The organism is Burkholderia sp. MSMB1826 (assembly GCF_001526325.1).
Taxonomy (GTDB): Bacteria; Pseudomonadota; Gammaproteobacteria; order Burkholderiales; family Burkholderiaceae; genus Burkholderia.
Genome location: NZ_LOYN01000028.1, coordinates 22,760 through 43,797 on the forward strand (window position 1 = coordinate 22,760; position 21,038 = coordinate 43,797).

Consider the following 21,038-nt stretch of genomic DNA (forward strand, 5'->3'; position numbering starts at 1 on the left):
CCCGCTGCTGCGGGCGGCTGCGCTGAATGAAAATATCACGAATTCGCGCCGCGCCGGATGCGCGCGCCCGGCGCGCGTTGCGCGCCGTCGTCTTTCGTCTCGAACTGCCTTTCAAATACCGAGCGGCCGGGAACACCGGCCGCCGTCAAGTCGCGCGGCCGCGACGCGCGGGCCCTGCCCGCCACGCCACGGCCACGCCGGTTTCCTGCGTGTCAGCGCGGACGGAACCCGTACAGGCCGCCGTCCTTCGTCTGCACGACGAGCGTATTGCCCGCGAGGACCGGCGCCGCCGTAATCGCGCTGCCGTCGGTCTTCATCCGCGCGATGAAGCTGCCGTCCTCGCGCGACAGGAAGTGCACGAAGCCCTTGTAATCACCCATCACGACCGCATGCCCGAGCAGATACGGCACGCCGACGTCGCGGCTCTTCAGCTTGTCGTTGCGCCAGAGCTGGTTGCCCGTGGCCGCGTCGTATGCGGTGACGACCGACCAGTCGTCGCCGCCGGCGACCACCGAATCGTCCTGCGCGAGGCCGCTGCGGCTCGAAAACGGCTTTTCCCACAGCGGACGGCCCGAGTTCGCATCGAAGCAGCCGAGCTGACCCTGGAACGTCACCGCGCAGGCTTCCGCCCCCACGAGCGTCGGCGGGCCGCTGACGTCGTTGATGCGCTCGACCTCGGTCACGCCCTTCGGGAACGACACCGGGGTCTGCCAGAACGGCTCGCCCGTCTGCAGGTTGATCGCGACCAGCCCGCCGCCCGGGAAGCCCGCCAGCACGGCCGCGTCGCCCGCGAACGTCATGCCGGCCGACACGCGCAGGTTCAGCGGCACCGCACGGTTGCGGTAGGCCCACTTCTGCTCGCCCGTCTGCGCGTTGAACGCGATCACCTGGCCGTCGATCGTGCGGACGATCACGAGACCGTTACCGACGAGCGGCGGCGAGAAGATCTCGCCCTGCACGCTGGTCTTCCACAGCTGCTTGCCGTCCGGGCCCAGCACGAACACGCCGCCCTTCAACGCGCCGACCGCGGTCAGGTTGCCATCGCTGCCGACACCGGCCGACAAGTCCGAACCGACCTTCGAGCGCCAGAGCGTCTGGCCCGTCTTCGCGTCGATCTTCTCGACCGAACCGTTTTCGCCCGCCGCATAAACGGCGTCGCCCACGGCCACCGGCGAGAACAGGTAGCGTCCGCCCTTGCCGACGCTCGCCTTCCAGACCTGTTGCACGTCCAGGACAGGCTTGAACTCGGTGAGCGGCGTCGGCACGCGGCGCGCGTCCTTCGACGACGAGCAAGCCGCCAGAGCGAGGACAGCCGCCGCGCAGGCAACGGGCACAGCGTAACGTTTCAGCAAATTCATCGGTTAGCGAAGCAGAGTTAAGAGGTTGAGGGGACCGGGATTCAGCCGCCGAGCGCGTCCAGCTTGAACTGCACGAGCTGGCGCGCGGACTGGTCGTCCTTCGACAGGCCGTCGAGCGCGAGCTTGTAAGCCGCGCGCGCATCGTCGGTCTTGCCTTGCGCGGCCAGCAGATCGCCGCGACGATCGGCCACGAGGCCCTTGAATGCATCGACCGGCGTACCCGAGAGCAGCGCGAGGCCTGCATCGTACGCCTTCTCGTCGAGCAGCAGCGACGCGAGGCGCAGCTTCGCGATCTGCTTGTACTCGTCGTCCTTGGCATGATCGACGGCCCATTGCAGTTGCGCCTTCGCGCCTGCCGCGTCGCCGGCCGCATACAGCGTCTTCGCGGCCGCAAGCGCCGTCATCTGCGCATACGGCGTGCTGCCGAACTTGTCTTCCATGTCGGCAGCCGCGCGGGCCATCGTTGCCTTGTCGTTCGCGGCGGCAGCCTTCTGGACTTGCTCGTACAGCCCGGACGCCTCGGCAGCCTGACGGCGCTGCCAGTAGTTCCAGCCGTTGAAACCGGCCGCGACGACGAGCGCCGCGAGCACGATCCACGTGGTGAGGTTGCCCCAGCGGGCCCACCACGCCTTGAGATTTTCAATCGATTCTTGTTCGTCGTGATAACTCATCGGCGAGCGATTCCTTCCTGTTCAGGCTTTTCTTGTCGAGCGAATGCGAGCGCGATCAGTCGTCGCCGTCTTCGGCGGATGCAACCATCGCATTGATTAGGAATTCGGTCAAGCTTTCGACCGGTACGGTCTGCTGAACGTTCTTTTCCCCTTCCGCACCCGCGCCGCGCAACGCTTTCACGCCCACCGTGCCGTTCGCGACCTCTTCTTCGCCGAAGATCACCGCGAACGCGGCGCCGCTTGCATCGGCCCGCTTCATCTGCGACTTGAAACTCGCCGGCGCGCCGTCGGCGCTGCAGTGGAAGATCACGTCGAGGCCCGTGTCGCGCAGGCGCTCGGCCGCGATGAAAGCCTGTTCGCGCGCGGTTTCGCCCTGATGCACCACATACACGTCGACGCCTTCCTGCTCGGGCGCCAGATCCTCCTCCTTCAACAGCTCGAGGATGCGCTCGATACCCATCGCCCAGCCGCACGCGGCGGTCGGCTTGCCGCCGAGCTGCTCGATCAGCGGATCGTAGCGGCCGCCGGCCGCGACCGTGCCCTGCGCGCCGAGCTTGTCGGTCACCCATTCGAACACGGTCAGGTTGTAGTAATCGAGGCCGCGCACGAGACGCGGGTTGATCTTGAACGGAATGTTGTTCGCGAGCAGCAGGCGCTGCAGCCCTTCGAAGTGCGCACGCGATTCGTCGCCGAGGAAGTCGATCAGCTTCGGCGCGTTCTGCGCGATTTCCTGCAGCGCGGGATTCTTCGTGTCGAGCACGCGCAGCGGGTTCGTATACAGGCGGCGCTTTGCGTCCTCGTCGAGCACGTCCGCGAACTGCTCGAGGTACTTGATCAGCTCGACGCGGTGCGCGGCGCGCTCCTCGGCAAGGCCGAGCGAATTGATCTCGAGCTTGATGCCGGTCAAGCCGAGGTCGTCCCACAGGCGCTGGCACATCATGATGATCTCGGCATCCGCATCGGGACCCGCGAAGCCGAGCGCCTCGACGCCGACCTGGTGAAACTGGCGATAGCGGCCGCGCTGCGGACGCTCGTGACGGAACATCGGGCCGATGTACCACAGGCGCTTCGGGCCGTCGTACAGCATGTTGTGCTCGATCGATGCGCGCACGACCGCCGCGGTGTTTTCCGGGCGCATCGTCAGGTTCTCGCCGTTCAGCGCGTCGGTGAAGCTGTACATCTCCTTCTCGACGATGTCGGTGACTTCGCCGATGCCGCGCGTGAAGAGCTGCGTATGTTCGACGATCGGCGTGCGGATGTTCTGGTAGCCGTACGCGCGCAGCAGCGATTTCACGGTAGCTTCGAAGAATTCCCACAGGCCGGCATCCTGCGGAAGGATGTCGTTCATGCCTTTGACGCCGGTGAGCTTCTCGATCTTGCGTTTCTGTTCAGTCATCGTTCGTGTGTGTGGACGAATTAGTTCAGGGCCTCGGTGCGGCCGTAATTGCGTGCGACGTAGTCGCTGACGATCTGCTGGAATTCCTCGGCGATCCGCTCGCCGCGCAGCGTCTTGACCTTCTCGCCGTCGATGAAGACGGGCGCGGCCGGGTTCTCGCCCGACCCCGGCAGGCTGATGCCGATGTTCGCGTGCTTCGATTCGCCCGGGCCGTTGACGATGCAGCCCATCACCGCGACGTTCATCTTCTCGACGCCCGGATATTCCTTGCGCCAGACCGGCATCTGCTCGCGCAGGTAGGTCTGGATCTGCATCGCGAGTTCCTGGAACAGCGTGCTCGTCGTGCGGCCGCAGCCCGGGCACGCGATCACCATCGGCGCGAACGAGCGCAGGCCCATCGTCTGGAGGATTTCCTGGCCGACGATCACTTCGCCCGTACGCGGCGCGCCCGGCTCCGGCGTCAGCGAGATGCGGATCGTGTCGCCGATCCCTTCCTGCAGCAGCACGCCGAGCGCCGCCGTCGATGCGACGATCCCCTTCGAGCCCATGCCGGCCTCGGTCAGCCCGAGGTGCAGCGCGAAGCCGCAGCGGCGGCCGAGTTCGCGGTACACGGCGATCAGGTCCTGCACGCCGCTGACCTTGCACGACAGCACGATGCGGTCGCGGCCGAGGCCCAGCTCCACCGCGCGTTCGGCCGAGCCGATCGCCGACTGGATCAGCGCCTCGTACATCACGCTCTGCGCGTCCCACGGCTGCGCGCGCGCGCCGTTTTCGTCCATCATGCGCGCGAGCAGATCCTGGTCGAGGCTGCCCCAGTTCACGCCGATCCGCACCGGCTTGTCGTACTTCGCCGCGGCCTCGATCATCTGCGCGAACTGCGTGTCGCGCTTCGCGCCCTGACCGACGTTACCGGGGTTGATCCGGTACTTCGACAGCGACTCCGCGCAGCCCGGGTAGTCGCGCAGCAGCAGGTGGCCGTTGTAGTGGAAATCGCCGACGAGCGGCACGGTCACGCCCATCCGGTCGAGTTGCTCGCGAATCGCCGGCACGGCGGCCGCGGCTTCGGGTGTGTTGACCGTGATGCGCACCAGTTCGGAGCCCGCGTTCGCGAGTTCCTTGATCTGGATCGCCGTACCGATCGCATCGGCCGTGTCGGTATTCGTCATCGACTGCACGCGCACCGGCGCGTCGCCGCCGATCGTCACGAGTTGCCCGCCCCAGCGGACATCCACCGCATGCGATACACGGCGCGGCTGATGCCCGCCGAACACCGGTTCGGTTGAACAAATCTGACTGCTGCGTGGGGATTGAGCTTCGGATTGCATCGATAGATCCATTTACGCGGAATGCGCCGCGACACGGCGCATGAATTGAAAAAGCGCCGTGCCCTCACGGCCTGCCGATATCGACGGCAAGCCTTCGCCACGGCGCTTGACGTCAGGGCAACGTGAACCGCGCCACGTTACCCCGCGCTGCCGAATATTTTGCCGGATCGACCGGTTTTCCGTCGAACGCAACGGTGTCGAGACCGGCCTTGTTGCCGATCGTGACCTTGAACGGCCCGTCACCGGCAACCTGCTTCGTTTCGCCGGCGCGCACCAGCGCCGAGAACAGCTCCTTGCCGTTCTTGTCGCGCACGCTGAACCAGCAATCCTGCTTGACCTTCAGTTCGACCATCGACTGGCCTGCCGCCACCACGACGCTCGCCGGCTGGGCCGGCGCGGCCGTGCTGGCCGCCGCCGTTGCCGCCACGGGCTGCGATGCGGCAGCCGTCGCGACCGGGGCCGCGGGCGCCGGGACGGCCGACGCGATCGACTGCGCCGGGGCAGCCGATGCAGCAGCCGGGGCCGGAACCTCATTCGCAACCGCCGCCGATGCGCCATTCGCAGCCGCTTCTTCGGCAGACGACGATGCCGCCGCCGCGCTCGCGGCCGATGCATGTTCGGCGTCGCTGCCCTTCAAGCGTGCGAGCAGACTCGACGAATCGCCGCCAGTGTGCCACATCAGTACGGCGACCACCGCGACGATGACGATCCCCGTTCCCCACAGCCACGGATGGTGGCGCGACGAGCCGCCCAGCGGAATCGACACGCGGCCGCGCGGCAGATCCGTGCCCGACGACGCAGGCATCGACAGGTCGACTTCCGGCACCCCGCGCTCGCGGCGCAACGCCTGCGCGAACGGTTCCGGATCGACGCCGAGCATCTTCGCGTAGCTGCGCACGACCCCGAGCGCGAACGTCACGCCGGGCAAATGGCTGATGTCGCCAGCCTCGAGCGCCCGGAGCTTTTGCGGAGCGACCTTGAGTCGCGCCGACACGTCGTCGACCGACCAGCCCTTCGCCTCCCGAAGCTGCGCCAGCCGGCTGCCGACCGCCGCCAGCGATTCCAGTCCCGCCGGTGCCGGCTTCGCGGCATTCGTCTCTGCGCCGTTAGACGGCTGCGGCTCACTCATCCTTGTCCTCGCGTCGATTCTTCTTCACTGGCGGCTGCCGCCGGCTCCCGCCGGCCGGCATCCGCAACGGTTCATGCCATGCGCGGCGCCGAGGCGCCGCGACCGATCGCTATTCGCGTGTTGCACCGCCAAAGGGTTCGGGCACCCCGGCCAGGCGCCCCCGTCAAACTGCCCGAACTTCGATGATTTTTCCTGCTGCGCCCGTTCGTTCCGCAAGGCGCGTACGATCCTTCACCGCGCCGGCCAGTTGCCCGCACGCGGCGTCGATGTCGTCGCCGCGCGTCTTGCGCACGGTCGTGACGACACCCGCGTCGATGAGGACCTGCGCGAAGCGCTTGATCTGCTCCGACTTCGAGCGGATGAGGCCCGATTCCGGAAACGGATTGAACGGGATCAGGTTGAACTTGCACGGCACGTCGCGCGTGACGGCCAGCAGTTCGCGCGCATGCGCTTCGGTGTCGTTGACGCCGTCGAGCATGCAGTATTCGAACGTGATGAAGTCGCGCGGCGCGACTTGCAGATAGCGCTGGCACGCAGCCATCAGCTCGCGAAGCGGATACTTCTTGTTGAGCGGCACCAGCTCGTCGCGCAGCGCATCGTTCGGCGCATGCAGCGAAACGGCCAGCGCGACCGGCAACTCGGCGCCGAGGCGGTCCATCATCGGCACCACGCCGGACGTCGACAGCGTGACGCGACGGCGCGACAGGCCGTACGCGTTGTCGTCGAGCATCAACCGCATCGCGGGCACGACCGCGCTGTAATTCAGGAGCGGCTCGCCCATGCCCATCATCACCACGTTGGTCACGACCCGTTCGGCCTTGCCGTTCGGGCCGGGCGCGCGGCCCAGCGACGCTCGCAATGCAAATTCGGCCATCCGGAGCTGGCCGATGATTTCGGCTGTCGACAGGTTGCGGGAGAAGCCCTGCTTGCCCGTCGAGCAGAAGCGGCAGTTCACCGCGCACCCGGCCTGCGACGACACGCACAGCGTGCCGCGCGTCTCTTCCGGGATGAACACGGTTTCGACCGCATTGCCGTTTCCGACGTCGATCAGCCACTTGCGCGTGCCGTCGGTGGAAACGTGATCGCTGACGATGTCCGGCATCACGATCGATGCGCGGCCCTTGAGCTTCTCCCTCAGGGACTTCGCGAGATCGGTCATGCCGTCGAAATCGCCGGCGTTGTACTGGTGGATCCAGCGCTGCAACTGCTTGGCGCGGAACGGCTTCTCGCCCAGGCTGCCGCAGTACGCGACAAGACCCTCGGCGTCGAAGTCGAGAAGATTGACGGAAGTTTCGCTCGTCATGATGTGCTGCCTTGCCGCGTGCGCTGAATCCTGCCTACTTGCTGTCAGCCAGGGCTTAACGCGAGTAAACGTTCATTTCCGGGAAGAAGAACGCGATTTCGACCGCTGCCGTTTCCGCAGCGTCCGAGCCGTGCACGGCGTTCGCGTCGATGCTGTCGGCGAAGTCGGCGCGGATCGTGCCCTTTTCCGCCTTCTTCGGATCCGTTGCGCCCATCAGGTCGCGGTTCTTCAGGATCGCGCCTTCACCTTCCAGAACCTGGATCATCACCGGGCCCGAGATCATGAAATCGACGAGGTCCTTGAAAAACGGACGCGCTGCGTGAACTGCGTAGAACTTCTCTGCGTCGGCACGCGACAGGTGCGCCATGCGCGCTGCGACGATCTTCAGGCCGGCGCCTTCGAAACGGCTGTAGATCTGGCCGATCACGTTCTTTGCCACCGCATCCGGCTTGATGATCGACAGGGTGCGCTCGATTGCCATAAAAACTCCAAAAAATTAAGAAGTTACAGGTTCAAATGAATCCGCTATTGTAGCACGATCCCGTGTATCATTGCGATTGAACCCTTACACGAATGAAAGGTTCAGAATCCATATGTTTTGTGCCGTCGATCCATTGAAACCTCGCGGCACGGAACGTATCTTAGCCATAGCTGCCCCGGTTTGCTGCGCCGCACATCCCGCGCGCCGGACCGGCCCCGGACGCCCACGCGTTCAATGTTAGGAGAAACCATGAACGACTATCCGTACAATTTCGGCCGCGGCGGTTCCGTCAGCACCGCCGCGGTGCGCAACCGCGTGCTGCGGAACACGTACTGGCTGCTCGCGCTGTCGATGGTGCCGACCGTGCTGGGCGCCTGGGTCGGCGTCGCGACGGGCTTCTCGCTGTTCGCGGCCACGAGCCCGATGATGAGCCTGCTCGCGTTCTTCGCGATCGCGTTCGGCTTCATGTTCGCGATCGAGCGGACCAAGAACAGCGCGGCCGGCGTGTTCGTGCTGCTCGGCTTCACGTTCTTCATGGGCCTGATGCTGTCGCGGCTGCTGAGCTTCATCCTCGGCTTCTCGAACGGCCCGTCGCTGATCATGCTCGCGTTCGGCGGCACCGGCATCATCTTCGCCGCGATGGCGACGATCGCCACCGTCAGCAAGCGCGACTTCTCCGGGCTCGGCAAGTGGCTGTTCATGGGCGTGATCGTGATCCTGCTCGCGTCGGTCGCGAACATCTTCCTGCAACTGCCGGCGCTGATGCTCACCGTGTCGGTGCTCGCGATCGCGATCTTCTCGGCTTACATGCTGTTCGACGTCCAGCGCGTCGTGAACGGCGGCGAGACGAACTACATCTCGGCCACGCTCGCGATCTACCTCGACCTGTACAACGTGTTCACGAACCTGCTCGCGCTGCTCGGCATCTTCGGCGGCAACCGCAACTGACGTTCGCGGCGCACCATGAAAAAACCGGCCCTCGGGCCGGTTTTTTTACGTCCGGCGCCCGGCTCAGTCGCGCTCGAACAGCGCGATCGATTCGACGTGCGACGTATTCGGGAACATGTTCACGACGCCGGCGCCCTTCAGCCGGTAACCGGCCTCGTGCACGAGCAGGCCCGCATCGCGCGCGAGCGTCGACGGGTTGCACGACACGTAGACGATGCGCTTCGGCAGCGGGCCTGCGCCACTCTGCGCGATCTCGGCCAGCGCCTTCGATACCGCGAGCGCGCCTTCGCGCGGCGGGTCGATCAGGAACTTGTCGAAGGCGCCGAGTGCGCGGAGGTCGTCGCCCGTCACTTCGAACAGGTTCCGGCACGCGAACGTCGTGTGACCGTCGACACCGTTCTCGCGTGCGTTCGCCAGCGCGCGCGTGGTCAGCGTGTCGCTGCCCTCGATGCCCATCACTTCGCGCGACAGCCGCGCAAGCGGCAGCGTGAAGTTGCCGATCCCGCAGAAGAGGTCGAGCACGCGATCGTCGCGCGACGGCGCGAGCAGGCGCAGCGCCCGCCCCACCAGCACGCGATTGATCTGGTGGTTGACCTGCGTGAAGTCCGTCGGCTTGAATGGCATGCGGATGCCGAATTCCGGCAGCGTGTAATCGAGCGAGACGTCGAGCGGATAGAACGGCGTCACCGTGTCGGGACCCTTCGGCTGCAGCCAGAACTGCACGTTGTGCTCGTCCGCAAACGCGCGCAGCAGCGCTTCGTCGTCCGCGTTGATCGGCTCCAGCACGCGCAGCACGAGCGCGGTGACCGACGAGCCGACCGCGAGTTCGATCTGCGGCATCCGGTCGCGAATCGACAGCCCTTCGACGAGCCGGCGCAGCGGCACGAGCATTGCCGACACGTGCGGCGGCAGCACTTCGCAACTCGTCATGTCGGCGACGTAGCTGCTCTTCTTCTCGTGGAAGCCGACCAGCACGCCGCCCTTCTTCGCCACGTTGCGCACGGTCAGGCGCGCTCGGTAGCGATAGCCCCACGACGGACCGTGGATCGGCGCGAACATCGTTTCCGCACGCAGCTTCGCCAGATGCCACAAATTGTCTTCGAGCACGCGCTGCTTGACCGCCACCTGCGCGCGCATGTCGAGATGCTGCATCGAGCAGCCGCCGCAGGTGCCGAAGAACGCGCACTTCGGCTGCGTGCGCAGCACGCTCGGGCGCAGAATGTCGACTACCGTCGCCTGTTCGTAGCTCGGCTTGCGGCGATAGCTCGAATAGGTCACGCGCTCGCCCGGCAGTGCGCCTTCGACGAAGATCACCTTGCCCGGCTGACCGTCCTCGGTCATCGTGCGGCCGACACCGCGCGCTTCCATGTCGAGCGATTCGATCTCGAGAACCGGGGCGGGCCCGGGCGCGACGGGCGCGTTTTTCGATTTGCGCGCAGAAGTGGGGACGGCTTCGGACACCAGCTTTTCCTGACAAACGTTGAAGAAGGCGAGATTGTAGACGACGAAGGGGCCCGCCGCGCGCTTTGGATGAGGCAGGCGTCGAACTTGCGCACGGACAGCGCTGTGGTGCGTCCGATCCATGCAATCCGGCTTCGGGATGCACCTGCGGCGAGCCTGGCCGCAAATCGCGCCGGGGCAACGCCCACGCCCCGACAGTCCGCCCAACAGGAGATTCGACCATGCGATTGATCGACTGGAACATCCAATGGGGTCGGGACGCGGACGGCGTCGTCGATCTTTCCCGTACCGTCGCGGCCATCCGCCAGCTCGGCGATTTCGACGTGCTGTGCCTGCAGGAAGTCACGCGCGGCTTCGACGCACTGCCCGGCCGGCCACGCACCGACCAGTTCGCCGAACTCGCGACGCTGCTGCCCGGCTATACGATCGTCGACGCCATCGGCGCCGACCTGCCGGCCGTCCGGCCGGGCGCACCGCGCCGCCAGTTCGGCAATGCAATCGCGACGCGGCTGCCGGTCGGGCGCGTGCTGCGCCAATCGCTGCCGTGGCCGGCCGACGCCGGCGCGCCGTCGATGCCGCGCGTCGCGCTCGATGTCGAGTTGCAGGCGCCCTTCGGGGCATTGCGCGTGGTCACCACGCATCTGGAGTATTACTCGGCGCGCCAGCGACTTGCGCAGGTCGATGCGTTGCGCGACCGGCATCGCGAGGCTTGCGCGCACGCGAACCACCCCGCTCCCGCCGAAACCGCCGAGGGGCCTTTCAGCGCGACCGGGCAACCGCGCGACGCGATCGTCTGCGGCGATTTCAACAGCGCATTCGACGGCGACGCGTACCGGCGCTTCCTGGAGCCGATCGCCGACGCGCCGGGTTTCGTCGACGCGTGGGTCGCACGGCATCCCGGTCGTACGCCGCCGCCGACGGCCGGCGTCTACGATACGGCGCAATGGGCGGACGGGCCGCTCGCGTGCGATTTCGTGTTCGTGACCGACACGCTGTTGCCGCGCGTCATCGGCTGCGAAGTCGACGGCAACGTACGCGCGTCCGATCACCAGCCGGTGCTGCTCGAACTGGCCTGATCGCGCCGGTTGCGGGCACGAGCGGCCCGCGCTATGCGTCGAAGCCCGCCAGGTATTCGACCCAGTGCGCGGCCGGCTCCTGCGCAAGCGCGTTCTTCACGAGCAGGATCTCGTCCGCGTACTCGCTCGGCGTCAGGCCGCCGCGCATCAACTGGAACCGGCAATACAGCAGGTAGGTGTTGACGACGTCGGTTTCGCAATAGTTGCGGATTTCGTCGATCCGCCCGTCCTGGAACGCCGGCCACACCTGGCTGCCGTCCATCCCGAGCTTGCCCGGAAAGCCGCACAGCTTCGCGAGCGCATCGAGCGGCGCGTTGGCGCGCGCCTGATACATCGCGAGCACGTCCATCAGGTCGGTATGCCGCGAGTGATAGCGCGAGATGTAGTTGTTCCATTTGAATTCGCGGTCGTCCTCGCCGAGATCCCAGTAGCGGGTGGCGGGAATGCCGTGCACGAGCGCGCGGTAATGGAGGACCGGCAGATCGAAACCGCCGCCGTTCCACGACACGAGCTGCGGCGTGTATTTCTCGATCACGCGGTAGAACGATTGGATCAGCGTGGCTTCGCTGTCCTGCGGCGTCCCGAGGGAGCGCACGCGAAAACCGTTGTTGTCGCGGAACACGCACGAGATCGCCGCGATCCGCTGCAGATGGTGCGGCAGGAAATCGCTGCCGGTCTTCTCGCGGCGGGCGGCGAATGCGTGTTCGGCCACCGCGGCATCGTCGAGCGTCGCAGGCAGGTCTTCCAGACGGCGAATGCCGTCGACATCGGGAATCGTCTCGATGTCAAAAACAAGAATCGGAGTCATCGGTTACAGAACGGCGTCCTTGCGCACGCCGTTGGAGGCGAAGAACCGCTTGAGGCGCACCAGCGCTTCCTGCTGGATCTGCCGCACGCGCTCGCGCGTGAGCCCCATCTCGTCAGCCAGCTCCTCGAGCGTCGCCGGTTCGATGTGGTTCAGCCCGAAGCGGCGCTCGATCACGTGCCGGTGCTTGTCGGACAGCCGTGACAGCCATGCGCGCGTCAACGTTTCGAGCTCGCGGTGCTGCACCTCCGCGTCGGGCGACTGGCTCTGGTCGTCGGGCAGCAGGTCGAGCAGGCTGCTCGCGGGATCGAGGTCGAGCGGCGCGTCGAGCGACGCCGTGTGTTCGTTGAGTGCGAGGATATCGGTGACTTCCTCGGCGGTCTTGCCGGTGAGATAAGCGATGTCGTCGATGCTGGCTTCGCGGCGCTCGGCCGCCTCGCCCGTCGACATCGAATTCTTTTCGAGGTGGCGCTTCGCGCGCAGCACCTGATTCAGTTCGCGGATCACGTGCACGGGCAGGCGCACCGTGCGCGCCTGGTTCATGATCGCGCGCTCGATGCTCTGCCGGATCCACCACGTCGCGTAGGTCGAGAAACGGAAACCGCGCGTCGGGTCGAATTTCTCGATCGCGTGCATGAGGCCGAGGTTGCCTTCCTCGATCAGGTCGAGCAGCGGCACGCCGCGGTTCAGATACCCCTTCGCGATACTGACGACGAGACGCAGGTTGCGCTCGATCATCACCTGCCGCGCCTCGAATTCGCCGGCCTTCGCGAGGCGCGAATAGCGCTGCTCTTCCTCGACGGTCAGCAACGGCTTCACGCTGATGCGGTTCAGGTAATGCTGGATCGTATCGGCCGTGAGCTCGGCCTGCAGCAGCGTGCGGAAATCGTCGACGTCGGGCGCCGCTTCCGGGCGGCCTTCGCGCTCGTCGTCGCCACCGTCCGCTTCGCCGTCGCGTACCTCGAGCTCACGTTCGTTTTCCGCGACGTCGTCTTCGTCGTCCGTCGAAGCAGCTACTCGCCCCACCGATGCTTGCGTGGCACGACTGATCTTCTCAGACTCGGCTTGCGGCTCGTGGCGCTTCGATTTCGGCATGGTCGTCTCGGTTATTGAGGCGGCAAATACTTCAGCGGATCGACAGGCTTACCCTGCCGGCGAACCTCGAAATGCAGCATCACGCGGTCGGCATCGCTGTTACCCATCTCGGCGATCTTCTGCCCCTTCGTTACCGCGTCCCCCTCTTTTACCATCAAAGCGCGATTGTGTGCATACGCCGTGAGGTAAGTTGCATCGTGTTTGATGATAATGAGGTTGCCGTAGCCGCGCAGACCGTTGCCGGAGTAAACGACGCGGCCGTCTGCCGCCGCCTTCACGGCCTCGCCGGCCGTCCCGCCGATATTGACGCCCTTGTTCTTCGCATCGTCGAACCCGTTCAGCACGGGGCCGCGCGCGGGCCATGCGAACGTCACGGGGCCGCTCGGCGCGGCCGCCGTATCGCTCGAGCCAGTGGCCGCAGCCGGCGGCGTGGCGGCGAGCGCGGACGACGTGCCGGCCGGCGTGGCCGGACCGCTGCTCAGCGGTGCGGTCGCGACCGCACCGCCGACGATCGGCGCGGTGGCCGGCGCGCCCGCAGCCGGTACGCCCGCGACCGCAGCGCCGCCCGGCGGCGCCACGCGCAGCAACTGGTCGACTTCGATCTGGTTCGGGTTCGCCAGATTGTTCCACGACGCGATGTCGCGATAGTTCTGCCCGTTCTCGAGTGCAATCCGGTACAGCGTGTCACCCGGCTTCACGCGGTAGAAGCCCGGCGGCGGCGGGCCGAGCGGCACCGCGGGCTGTGCGGCGGCGGTCGTGCCGAGCGACCCGGAGCGGTCGACGACGGGCGCGTTGTCGAGCCGCGTCGCACAGGCGGCCAGTAACGTGGAGAACGCAGCCACACAGATCGCGCGCTGGGCGAGCGTGAGCGGTTCCCTGGATCGGTTGTTTTGCATCGCGCGCAACATACTCATCGGTTTCAAATCACTCCGGATTTTAAAGGGACAAAGAAAACGCGATCAAGCCGGGACTCTCGCCATTGCGCGTGCGCGACGCGCTCGACGAGCGTGAGCACCTGGTGCCGCCCGCTCTGTGCGCCGACCGGCGCGACGAGCCGCCCGCCGATCGCGAGCTGCTCGAGCAGCGCCTGCGGCACGTCGAGCCCCGCGGCCGCGATCACGATCGCGTCGAACGGGGCCGCGGACGGCAGGCCGACACGCCCGTCGCCGTAGTGCAGACGGATGTTCGGCACGCGCAGCGGCCGCAGGTTCAGCTTCGCGCGCTCGTAAAGCGGCTTGATGCGTTCAATCGAATACACGTCGCGTGCCACGTGACTCAGCACGGCGGCCTGATAGCCGCAACCGGTGCCGATCTCGAGCACGCGCTCGAGCGTGCGGCCGGCCATCGCGAGCTCGATCATGCGCGCGACGACCGACGGCTTTGAAATGGTCTGCTGGTGGCCGATCGGCAGTGCCGAATCCTCGTAGGCCTGTGTCGCGAGGCCGGGATCGACGAACATGTGGCGCGGCACCGCGGCCATCGCGTCCAGCACGCGCGCATCGGTCACGCCGTTCGCGCGCAGGCGTTCGACCATCCGCTCGCGCACACGTTCCGACGTGAGCGCGAATGCGCCGGCCGGCGCGACGCTCGGCGCAGCCGGCTTCGGCAGCGCCGGCTTCAGCACGGTCGGCTTCGGTGCGGTGGCCGGCTTCGCGGCGGCGACACCCGGCAGCGGCGCCCGCGCGGCGGCCGGCTTCACCGCAACCGGTTTCAGCACGGCTGCGGGTTTGTCGGCGGCCTTCGACATCGCGCCCGCCGCCTGACGTTCACCGGCCCGACCTTCCGACTTGCGTGGCGCTCGCTTGAGATCTTCGAGCGCGAGCGGGAACCGCTTCGCGCGCTCGCCGCTCATGAAGCCCGCCCTCCGGCGCGCGCCCATTCGCGCGTCGCGGGCAGCATCTGCGTATGCGTGAGATCGAGCTGCAGCGGCGTGATCGACACGAAACCGTTTGCGACGGCATGGAAATCAGTGCCCTCGCTGGCGTCCAGCGCCTCGCCCGCGGCACCGATCCAGTAAATCGGCTCGCCGCGCGGGTCGGTCTGGCGAATCACCGGCTGCGACGGATGACGCTTGCCGAGGCGCGTGACTTGCCAGCCCTTCAGTTGGTCGTACGGCAGGTTCGGAATATTGACGTTCAGCAGCGGCTGGCCGGGCAACGGGTGCGCGAGGTAGTGCGCGACGATTTCCGCGGCGACGCGCGCGGCGTCGGCCAGATGGGCCCAGCCCTTGTCGACCAGCGAGAACGCGATGGCCGGCACACCGAACATGATGCCTTCGGTCGCGGCTGCAACCGTCCCCGAATAGAGCGTGTCTTCGCCCATGTTCTGGCCGTTGTTGATGCCCGACACGACGATATCCGGCCTCGCATCGGCCATCCCGGTCAGCGCGACGTGCACCGAATCGGTCGGCGTGCCGTTCACGTAGAAGAAACCCGTACCCGCTGCGCGCTGCACCGACAGCGGCCGCGACAACGTGAGGGAATTCGACGCGCCGCTGCAGTTCTGCTCGGGCGCGATCACCGTAAGCTCGGCCAGCGGCTGCAACGCTTCGCTGAGCGCGGCGAGACCGGGGGCGAGATAGCCGTCGTCGTTGCTGAGTAGGATTCGCATCCGGCGATTGTAACCGAGGAAAGATGGCGCGAGAGCGACAGTCCGGCCACCGTGGACGGGCGGGTATACGCATGGGCGCGCGATGCGCCGCCGCACCGTGCGGCGGCGTTCTGCGCACCGGGGAAAACGCCGGGCCGCCGGCTTTTCCGCCCGGAGAAAATCGCCTCGGCGATGCCGTCGCCGAGCAGCCCGGCGCGAAGCGCGAGGCCGGGCGCGCTCAGATCGCGCCCGCCTCGCGCAGTGCGGCAATCGCCTCACCGTCATAGCCGAGGCCGCGCAGCACCTCGTCGGTGTGCTCGCCGAGCGCGGGCCCGAGCCAGCGCGTTTCGCCCGGCGTGTCCGACAACTTCGGCGTGATGTTCGGCAGCGGAATGTCGGTGCCGTCGGCCAGCTTGAAATGCTGGATCATCTGGCGCGCGACGAACTGCGGATCGGTGAACATGTCGGCGGCGCTGTAGATGCGCCCGGCCGGCACGTCGGCCGCGTTGAGCACGGCGAGCGCCTCGTCGATCGTGCGCGGCGCGAGCCACGCGGCGATCGCGTCGTCGATTTCCTGCGTGCGCGGCACGCGCCCGTCGTTTTGCGCGAGCGCGGGATCGTCGGCGAGGTCGTCGCGCTCGATCGCCTTCATCAGCCGCTTGAAGATCGGATCGCTGTTGCCGCCGATCACGATGCTGCCGTCGCGGCATGCATACGTATTCGACGGCACGATGCCCGGCAGCGACGCGCCGGTGCGCTCGCGCACCATCCCGTACACGCCGTACTCGGGCACCACGCTTTCCATCATGTTGAAGACGGCTTCATACAGTGCAACGTCGACCACCTGCCCCGCGCCGCCGTTGACCTTGCGGTGATGGAGCGCCATCAGCGCGCCGATCACGCCGTGCAGCGCGGCGATCGAATCGCCGATCGAGATGCCGATGCGCGGCGGCGGCAGATCCGGATAGCCGGTGATGTGGCGCAGCCCGCCCATCGATTCGGCGATCGCACCGAAGCCGGGCCGGTCGCGGTACGGGCCCGTCTGCCCGTAGCCGGACAGGCGCACCATCACGAGGCCCGGATTGTCGGCCGACAGCACGTCGTAGCCGAGCCCGAGCTTTTCGAGCAGACCCGGACGGAAGTTCTCGATCACGATGTCGGCCTCGCTCGCGAGCTGCCGCGCGATCGCCTTGCCGGCGTCGGCTTTCAGATTGAGCGTGACCGATTTCTTGTTGCGCGCCTGGACCGACCACCACAGCGACGTGCCGCCCTGCTCCGGGTGGAGTTTGCGCCACTTGCGCAGCGGGTCGCCGCCGTTCGGATCCTCGATCTTGATCACTTCCGCGCCGAATTCGGCGAACAGCCGCGACGCGAACGGCCCCGCGATCAGCGTTCCGAATTCGAGCACTTTGACGCCCGCGAGCGGGCCCTGGCTGACGCTCATGTGTCTCCCTGGCATGAGGAACGGCGCCGCCGGCAGGCGGCGCCCGGCTTACATCGTGCGGCGGTCGAGCATCGCGCGGGCGATGGTGCCCGCGTCGACGTACTCGAGCTCGCCGCCCACCGGCACGCCGCGCGCGAGGCGCGTGACCGCCAGCCCGCGCGCCTTGAGCGTCTGGCCGAGGTAGTGGGCGGTGGCTTCGCCTTCGTTCGTGAAGTTGGTCGCGAGCACGACCTCCTTGACGACGCCGTCGGACGCGCGCCGCACGAGGCGGTCGAAATGGATTTCCTTCGGGCCGATTCCGTCGAGCGGGCTCAGTCGCCCCATCAGCACGAAATACAGCCCGCGGTAGGTCATCGTCTGCTCGAGCATGATCTGGTCGGCCGGCGTCTCGACGACGCACAGCAGCGTCGGATCACGCTCTTCGTCGCTGCAGACCTCGCAGATCTGCGCTTCGGTGAACGTGTTGCACTTTTCGCAGTGCTGCAGATGCTCGGTCGCGAACAGCAGCGAGCGGCCGAGCCGCTCGGCGCCCTCACGGTCGTGCTGCATCAGGTGAACCGCCATGCGCTGCGCGGATTTCGGCCCGACGCCGGGCAGCACACGCAACGCTTCGACGAGCGCGGACAATGCGGACGGCTGTTTCATACGGCGGCAAACAGTGACAAGGACGCTGCGCTCAGAACGGCAGCTTGAAGCCCGGGGGCAGCGGCAGGCCCGACGTCATCCCGCTCATCTTTTCCTGCGACGTTGCTTCGGCCTTGCGCACCGCGTCGTTGAACGCAGCGGCGACGAGATCCTCGAGCATGTCCTTGTCGTCCGCGAGCAGGCTCGGGTCGATCGACACGCGGCGCACTTCGTTGCGGCACGTCATCGTCACCTTGACGAGGCCGGCGCCCGACTGCCCTTCGACTTCGATGAGCGCAAGCTGCTCCTGCATCTTCTTCATGTTTTCCTGCATTTGCTGCGCTTGCTTCATCAGTCCGGCGAGGTTGCCTTTCAACATGGGGATACTCCTTCTGGATCGTGTGAAAACCGGCACGCGGCGCGTGCCGGCCATTGTGTGCGGGGCGTGATTGTGCCAGTCGCGGGGCGCTCGGTTCAATGCAGCGTCGGCGGCGCGCCGTCCGGCGCCGAATCGGCGAGCGGGCGCACCGAGCCGTCGACGATGCGTGCACCGAACTCGCGCACGAGCTGCTGGACGAACGGATCGCCGTGAATCTCCTGTTCGGCTTCGCGCTGGCGCGCCGCGCGGGCGGCCGCATCGAGCGCCGCCGCGGTGCGCCGCGCAGGCCCGACCTCGACGCTCACCTCGACCGGCTTGCCGAGCGCATCAGCCAATGCCGCCTTCAATTTCGCCACCTGCGCGGCGTCCGCATACTGCGGCACCGGCACGGACAATTTCAATGCGGTCGCATCGACGGCCGTCAGTTCGCTGTTGAACGCGAGCTGGTACGCGACACCCTTCAGCGGCAGCCGCGCGGCCAGCGCCGGCCATTCGCCGTCGAAGCCGATCGGATCGAGCGCGATCGCAGGCGGCAACGGGCGCGAGTCGATCGGCGCGGCCGGACGCGCGTCCGCCGGCTTCGGCGTCACGCGCACATCGTCGGGACCGCTGTCGAATGCCGGCACGAAGCCGTCGTCGGAACCGCCGAACATCTCGTCGGCGCTGAGCGGTACGTAGTCGTCGGGCGGGATGTCTTCCCAAGGCGGCGACGGCTGACGCGAATCGGCTGCCTGCGGCGCACGGGCAACGGCACGCGGCGTCGTCGGTACCTGGACGGCCGGACGCGGCGCGGCCGGCTTGTCGACAGCCGGCTGGGCTGCCGCCGGCTGGGCTGCCGCCGGCTTGGCGGCAGCGCCTGCGCGGCCGCGGTCCGACGACACGCGCATCCCTGCATTGCGCAGCACGTCGAGCGCGGCGGCCGCACCGCCTGCGCGTGCCGTCGACCGCGCGGCGGCGGGCTCGGGCGATGCGGCGCGCGGCGCCGGTTCGGCCGCTGGAGCCGGTTCGTCGTTTCGCTGCACGGCGGCAACGGCAGGCGGCTCGGGTTCCTTGCGCGTGGGAGGCGGCATGTCGCCTGCGGGCGCCGCCTTCGCTTCCGGCTGCGGCGGCTCGATCGCTGGTGCGTCGGACGCTGCCGGTGCTGCCGACTCTGCCGATGACGGGACGGCAGCCGGCTTGGCGGCCGGCCGCTCGGCTTCGTCGCTTGATTGCGCCGACGCCGAACGTGCGACCGGCGCAGCCGGCGCCGCGGCGGGCGGCCGTGCTGCGGCAGCGGGCGCGGCCGATACCGGCTTCGCCGCAGCGGCGGCGGACGCCGCGGCCGCGCGCGGCGCCGGCGCCGGCACCGCACGCGGCGGCACGGACGGCTGGCCGCCCGGCGCACTGCCGGCGCCGACGGCCGGCTCGAACGCGAGCATCCGCAGCAGCGTCATCGTGAAACCGGCGTATTCGTCCGGCGCCAGGCCGAGTTCGGCGCGCCCGACGGTCGCGATCTGATAGAACAATTGAACCTGTTCGGGGCTCAGCGTCTGCGCAAAACGACGCAGGTCGGCCGCTTCCGGCCATTCGTCGAGCACCGAGCCCGGCGCGAACTGCGCCCATGCGATCCGGTGCAGCAGGCTCGCGAGATCCTGCAGCGCGGTCGAGAACGACAGGCTGCGCAGCGACATCTCGTCGGCGATCGCGAGGATTTCCGGGCCGCTGCCGGCCGCGAGCGCGTCGAGCAGGCGCACCATGTAAGTCTGGTCGAGCGCGCCGAGCATGCCCGACACCGCCGACTCGGTCACCTCGTTCGCCGAATAGGCGATCGCCTGGTCGGTCAGCGACAGCGCGTCGCGCATGCTGCCCTGCGCGGCGCGCGCGAGCAGGCGCAGCGCCTGCGGCTCGAACGCGATCCGCTCTTCGCCGAGGATCCGCTCGAGATGCGACACGATGTGCCCGGCCGGCATCTGCTTCAGGTTGAACTGCAGGCAGCGCGACAGCACGGTAACGGGGATTTTCTGCGGATCGGTCGTCGCGAGGATGAACTTGACGTGCGGCGGCGGCTCTTCGAGCGTCTTCAGCATCGCGTTGAACGCGTGGTTCGTCAGCATGTGCACTTCGTCGATCATGTAGACCTTGAAGCGCGCATCGACGGGCGCGTACACCGCGCGCTCGAGCAGCGCGGCCATCTCGTCGACGCCGCGGTTGCTCGCCGCGTCCATCTCGACGTAATCGACGAAACGGCCCTCGTCGATCTCGCGACAGGCGCGACACACGCCGCACGGTTGCGACGTGACGCCGGTTTCACAGTTGAGCGCCTTCGCGAAGATCCGCGACAGCGTCGTCTTGCCGACGCCGCGCGTTCCGGTAAACAGATAGGCGTGATGGAGACGCCCGCCGTCGAGCGCGTGCGTGAGCGCCCTGACGACGTGCTCCTGGCCGACGAGCGAAGCGAAATCCTTCGGACGCCACTTGCGTGCGAGAACTTGATAGGTCATCGGGAAATTGTATCAGTAACGCTGCGTCGCGCCGACACGCGAAACGGTGCGGACCGCGGGCAACGCGCAGGTCGAACGGAGTGTGACGCAGAAATAAAAAACGCCCGGCGAACGGGGCGAGAAGGAAGGTGACGAGCCCAACCCTCGGCACTGGCGGAAAACGATTGTGGCTGCTTCGTTCCCGACCTGACCAGGTTCACCGCCCCACCATGCGAGGAGGCCCGTCACGGCACATTCTATCACCGCTTCCGGACGAATGCGACCGTTTGTTCGCATCAATGCGAATCTCGCCGGGCAAACCGGCGCGTCGTTCAACCGGACACGTTGAATGCGGCGCGCCCCTTGTAATTCGCTGACCGGCCTCCACCTGCGTGGCACGACGGTCGAACGTCGCGTCGTACCCCTACTCGCGTAGCGGCTACTATCGCCGCCCGCAGCAGATAGCAATTTAGGCTAATATGACGCCCGAACGAC

At 67.2% G+C, this 21,038-nt stretch carries 19 protein-coding genes and 1 other RNA gene; 2 read left to right on the forward strand and 18 right to left on the reverse strand.

The window, feature by feature from the left end:
- Positions 1–212: 212 nt before the first annotated feature.
- The 7 genes from bamB to ndk form a co-directional block, all read right to left on the reverse strand.
- Positions 213–1,358 (reverse strand): outer membrane protein assembly factor BamB, encoded by a 1,146-nt coding sequence (gene bamB / locus WS95_RS17220; RefSeq protein WP_034207438.1) that lies wholly within the window; start codon positions 1,356–1,358, stop codon positions 213–215.
- A 41-nt stretch (positions 1,359–1,399) separates the two neighbouring features.
- The gene (locus tag WS95_RS17225; protein WP_059504921.1) at positions 1,400–2,029 is read right to left on the reverse strand and encodes a tetratricopeptide repeat protein; all 630 of its coding nucleotides are present in this window, start codon (positions 2,027–2,029) and stop codon (positions 1,400–1,402) included.
- 55 nt (positions 2,030–2,084) lie between these two features.
- Complete coding sequence (gene hisS / locus WS95_RS17230; RefSeq protein WP_034207440.1) at positions 2,085–3,425, reverse strand: histidine--tRNA ligase; 1,341 nt, start codon at positions 3,423–3,425, stop codon at positions 2,085–2,087.
- A gap of 20 nt (positions 3,426–3,445) precedes the next feature.
- Complete coding sequence (ispG, locus tag WS95_RS17235) at positions 3,446–4,750, reverse strand: flavodoxin-dependent (E)-4-hydroxy-3-methylbut-2-enyl-diphosphate synthase (protein WP_034207441.1); 1,305 nt, start codon at positions 4,748–4,750, stop codon at positions 3,446–3,448.
- Between the two features lie 112 nt (positions 4,751–4,862).
- Positions 4,863–5,879: a helix-turn-helix domain-containing protein gene (locus WS95_RS17240; protein ID WP_059824798.1), complete on the reverse strand. Its 1,017-nt coding sequence runs from the start codon at positions 5,877–5,879 to the stop codon at positions 4,863–4,865.
- A 163-nt stretch (positions 5,880–6,042) separates the two neighbouring features.
- Positions 6,043–7,182, reverse strand: a complete 1,140-nt coding sequence (gene rlmN / locus WS95_RS17245; RefSeq protein WP_059824800.1) for a 23S rRNA (adenine(2503)-C(2))-methyltransferase RlmN — start codon at positions 7,180–7,182, stop codon at positions 6,043–6,045.
- Positions 7,183–7,237: 55 nt separating this feature from the next.
- Positions 7,238–7,663 (reverse strand): nucleoside-diphosphate kinase, encoded by a 426-nt coding sequence (ndk, locus tag WS95_RS17250; RefSeq protein WP_040144283.1) that lies wholly within the window; start codon positions 7,661–7,663, stop codon positions 7,238–7,240.
- A gap of 249 nt (positions 7,664–7,912) precedes the next feature.
- Between ndk and WS95_RS17255 the strand changes: the two genes are divergently transcribed.
- On the forward strand, positions 7,913–8,611 hold the full coding sequence (locus WS95_RS17255; protein ID WP_034207445.1) for a Bax inhibitor-1/YccA family protein: 699 nt from the start codon (positions 7,913–7,915) through the stop codon (positions 8,609–8,611).
- A 63-nt stretch (positions 8,612–8,674) separates the two neighbouring features.
- Here the strand turns inward: WS95_RS17255 and rlmD are convergent, their stop codons facing one another.
- A complete protein-coding gene (gene rlmD, locus WS95_RS17260) occupies positions 8,675–10,072 on the reverse strand; it encodes a 23S rRNA (uracil(1939)-C(5))-methyltransferase RlmD (RefSeq protein ID WP_059824802.1) in 1,398 nt (465 codons plus the stop codon).
- 221 nt (positions 10,073–10,293) lie between these two features.
- On the opposite strand from rlmD, the gene WS95_RS17265 reads away from it, so the two are divergent.
- Positions 10,294–11,148, forward strand: coding sequence for an endonuclease/exonuclease/phosphatase family protein (locus tag WS95_RS17265; RefSeq protein WP_059824804.1), 855 nt, complete (start codon positions 10,294–10,296; stop codon positions 11,146–11,148).
- Positions 11,149–11,179: 31 nt separating this feature from the next.
- Here WS95_RS17265 and WS95_RS17270 read toward each other — a convergent pair whose 3' ends face one another.
- From WS95_RS17270 to ffs, 10 genes are all read right to left on the reverse strand, one after another.
- Positions 11,180–11,956 (reverse strand): 3'-5' exonuclease, encoded by a 777-nt coding sequence (locus tag WS95_RS17270; protein WP_059824805.1) that lies wholly within the window; start codon positions 11,954–11,956, stop codon positions 11,180–11,182.
- 3 nt (positions 11,957–11,959) lie between these two features.
- A complete protein-coding gene (gene rpoS, locus WS95_RS17275; protein WP_034207448.1) occupies positions 11,960–13,048 on the reverse strand; it encodes an RNA polymerase sigma factor RpoS in 1,089 nt (362 codons plus the stop codon).
- An 11-nt stretch (positions 13,049–13,059) separates the two neighbouring features.
- The gene (locus tag WS95_RS17280) at positions 13,060–13,962 is read right to left on the reverse strand and encodes a peptidoglycan DD-metalloendopeptidase family protein (protein ID WP_034207449.1); all 903 of its coding nucleotides are present in this window, start codon (positions 13,960–13,962) and stop codon (positions 13,060–13,062) included.
- A gap of 5 nt (positions 13,963–13,967) precedes the next feature.
- The gene (locus tag WS95_RS17285; RefSeq protein WP_059781098.1) at positions 13,968–14,900 is read right to left on the reverse strand and encodes a protein-L-isoaspartate(D-aspartate) O-methyltransferase; all 933 of its coding nucleotides are present in this window, start codon (positions 14,898–14,900) and stop codon (positions 13,968–13,970) included.
- Positions 14,897–15,658: a 5'/3'-nucleotidase SurE gene (gene surE / locus WS95_RS17290; RefSeq protein WP_034207450.1), complete on the reverse strand. Its 762-nt coding sequence runs from the start codon at positions 15,656–15,658 to the stop codon at positions 14,897–14,899. Before surE ends, WS95_RS17285 begins: the two co-directional genes overlap by 4 nt.
- A 217-nt stretch (positions 15,659–15,875) precedes the next feature.
- A complete protein-coding gene (locus WS95_RS17295; protein ID WP_059781050.1) occupies positions 15,876–17,081 on the reverse strand; it encodes a CaiB/BaiF CoA transferase family protein in 1,206 nt (401 codons plus the stop codon).
- A 48-nt stretch (positions 17,082–17,129) separates the two neighbouring features.
- On the reverse strand, positions 17,130–17,726 hold the full coding sequence (recR, locus tag WS95_RS17300) for a recombination mediator RecR (RefSeq protein WP_006478665.1): 597 nt from the start codon (positions 17,724–17,726) through the stop codon (positions 17,130–17,132).
- A 31-nt stretch (positions 17,727–17,757) separates the two neighbouring features.
- Positions 17,758–18,084: a YbaB/EbfC family nucleoid-associated protein gene (locus WS95_RS17305; RefSeq protein ID WP_006482124.1), complete on the reverse strand. Its 327-nt coding sequence runs from the start codon at positions 18,082–18,084 to the stop codon at positions 17,758–17,760.
- Between the two features lie 95 nt (positions 18,085–18,179).
- Positions 18,180–20,564 (reverse strand): DNA polymerase III subunit gamma/tau, encoded by a 2,385-nt coding sequence (locus WS95_RS17310; RefSeq protein WP_059824807.1) that lies wholly within the window; start codon positions 20,562–20,564, stop codon positions 18,180–18,182.
- Positions 20,565–20,691: 127 nt separating this feature from the next.
- Positions 20,692–20,790: signal recognition particle sRNA small type (ffs, locus tag WS95_RS17320), an RNA gene on the reverse strand.
- Between the last annotated feature and the right edge of the window lie 248 nt (positions 20,791–21,038).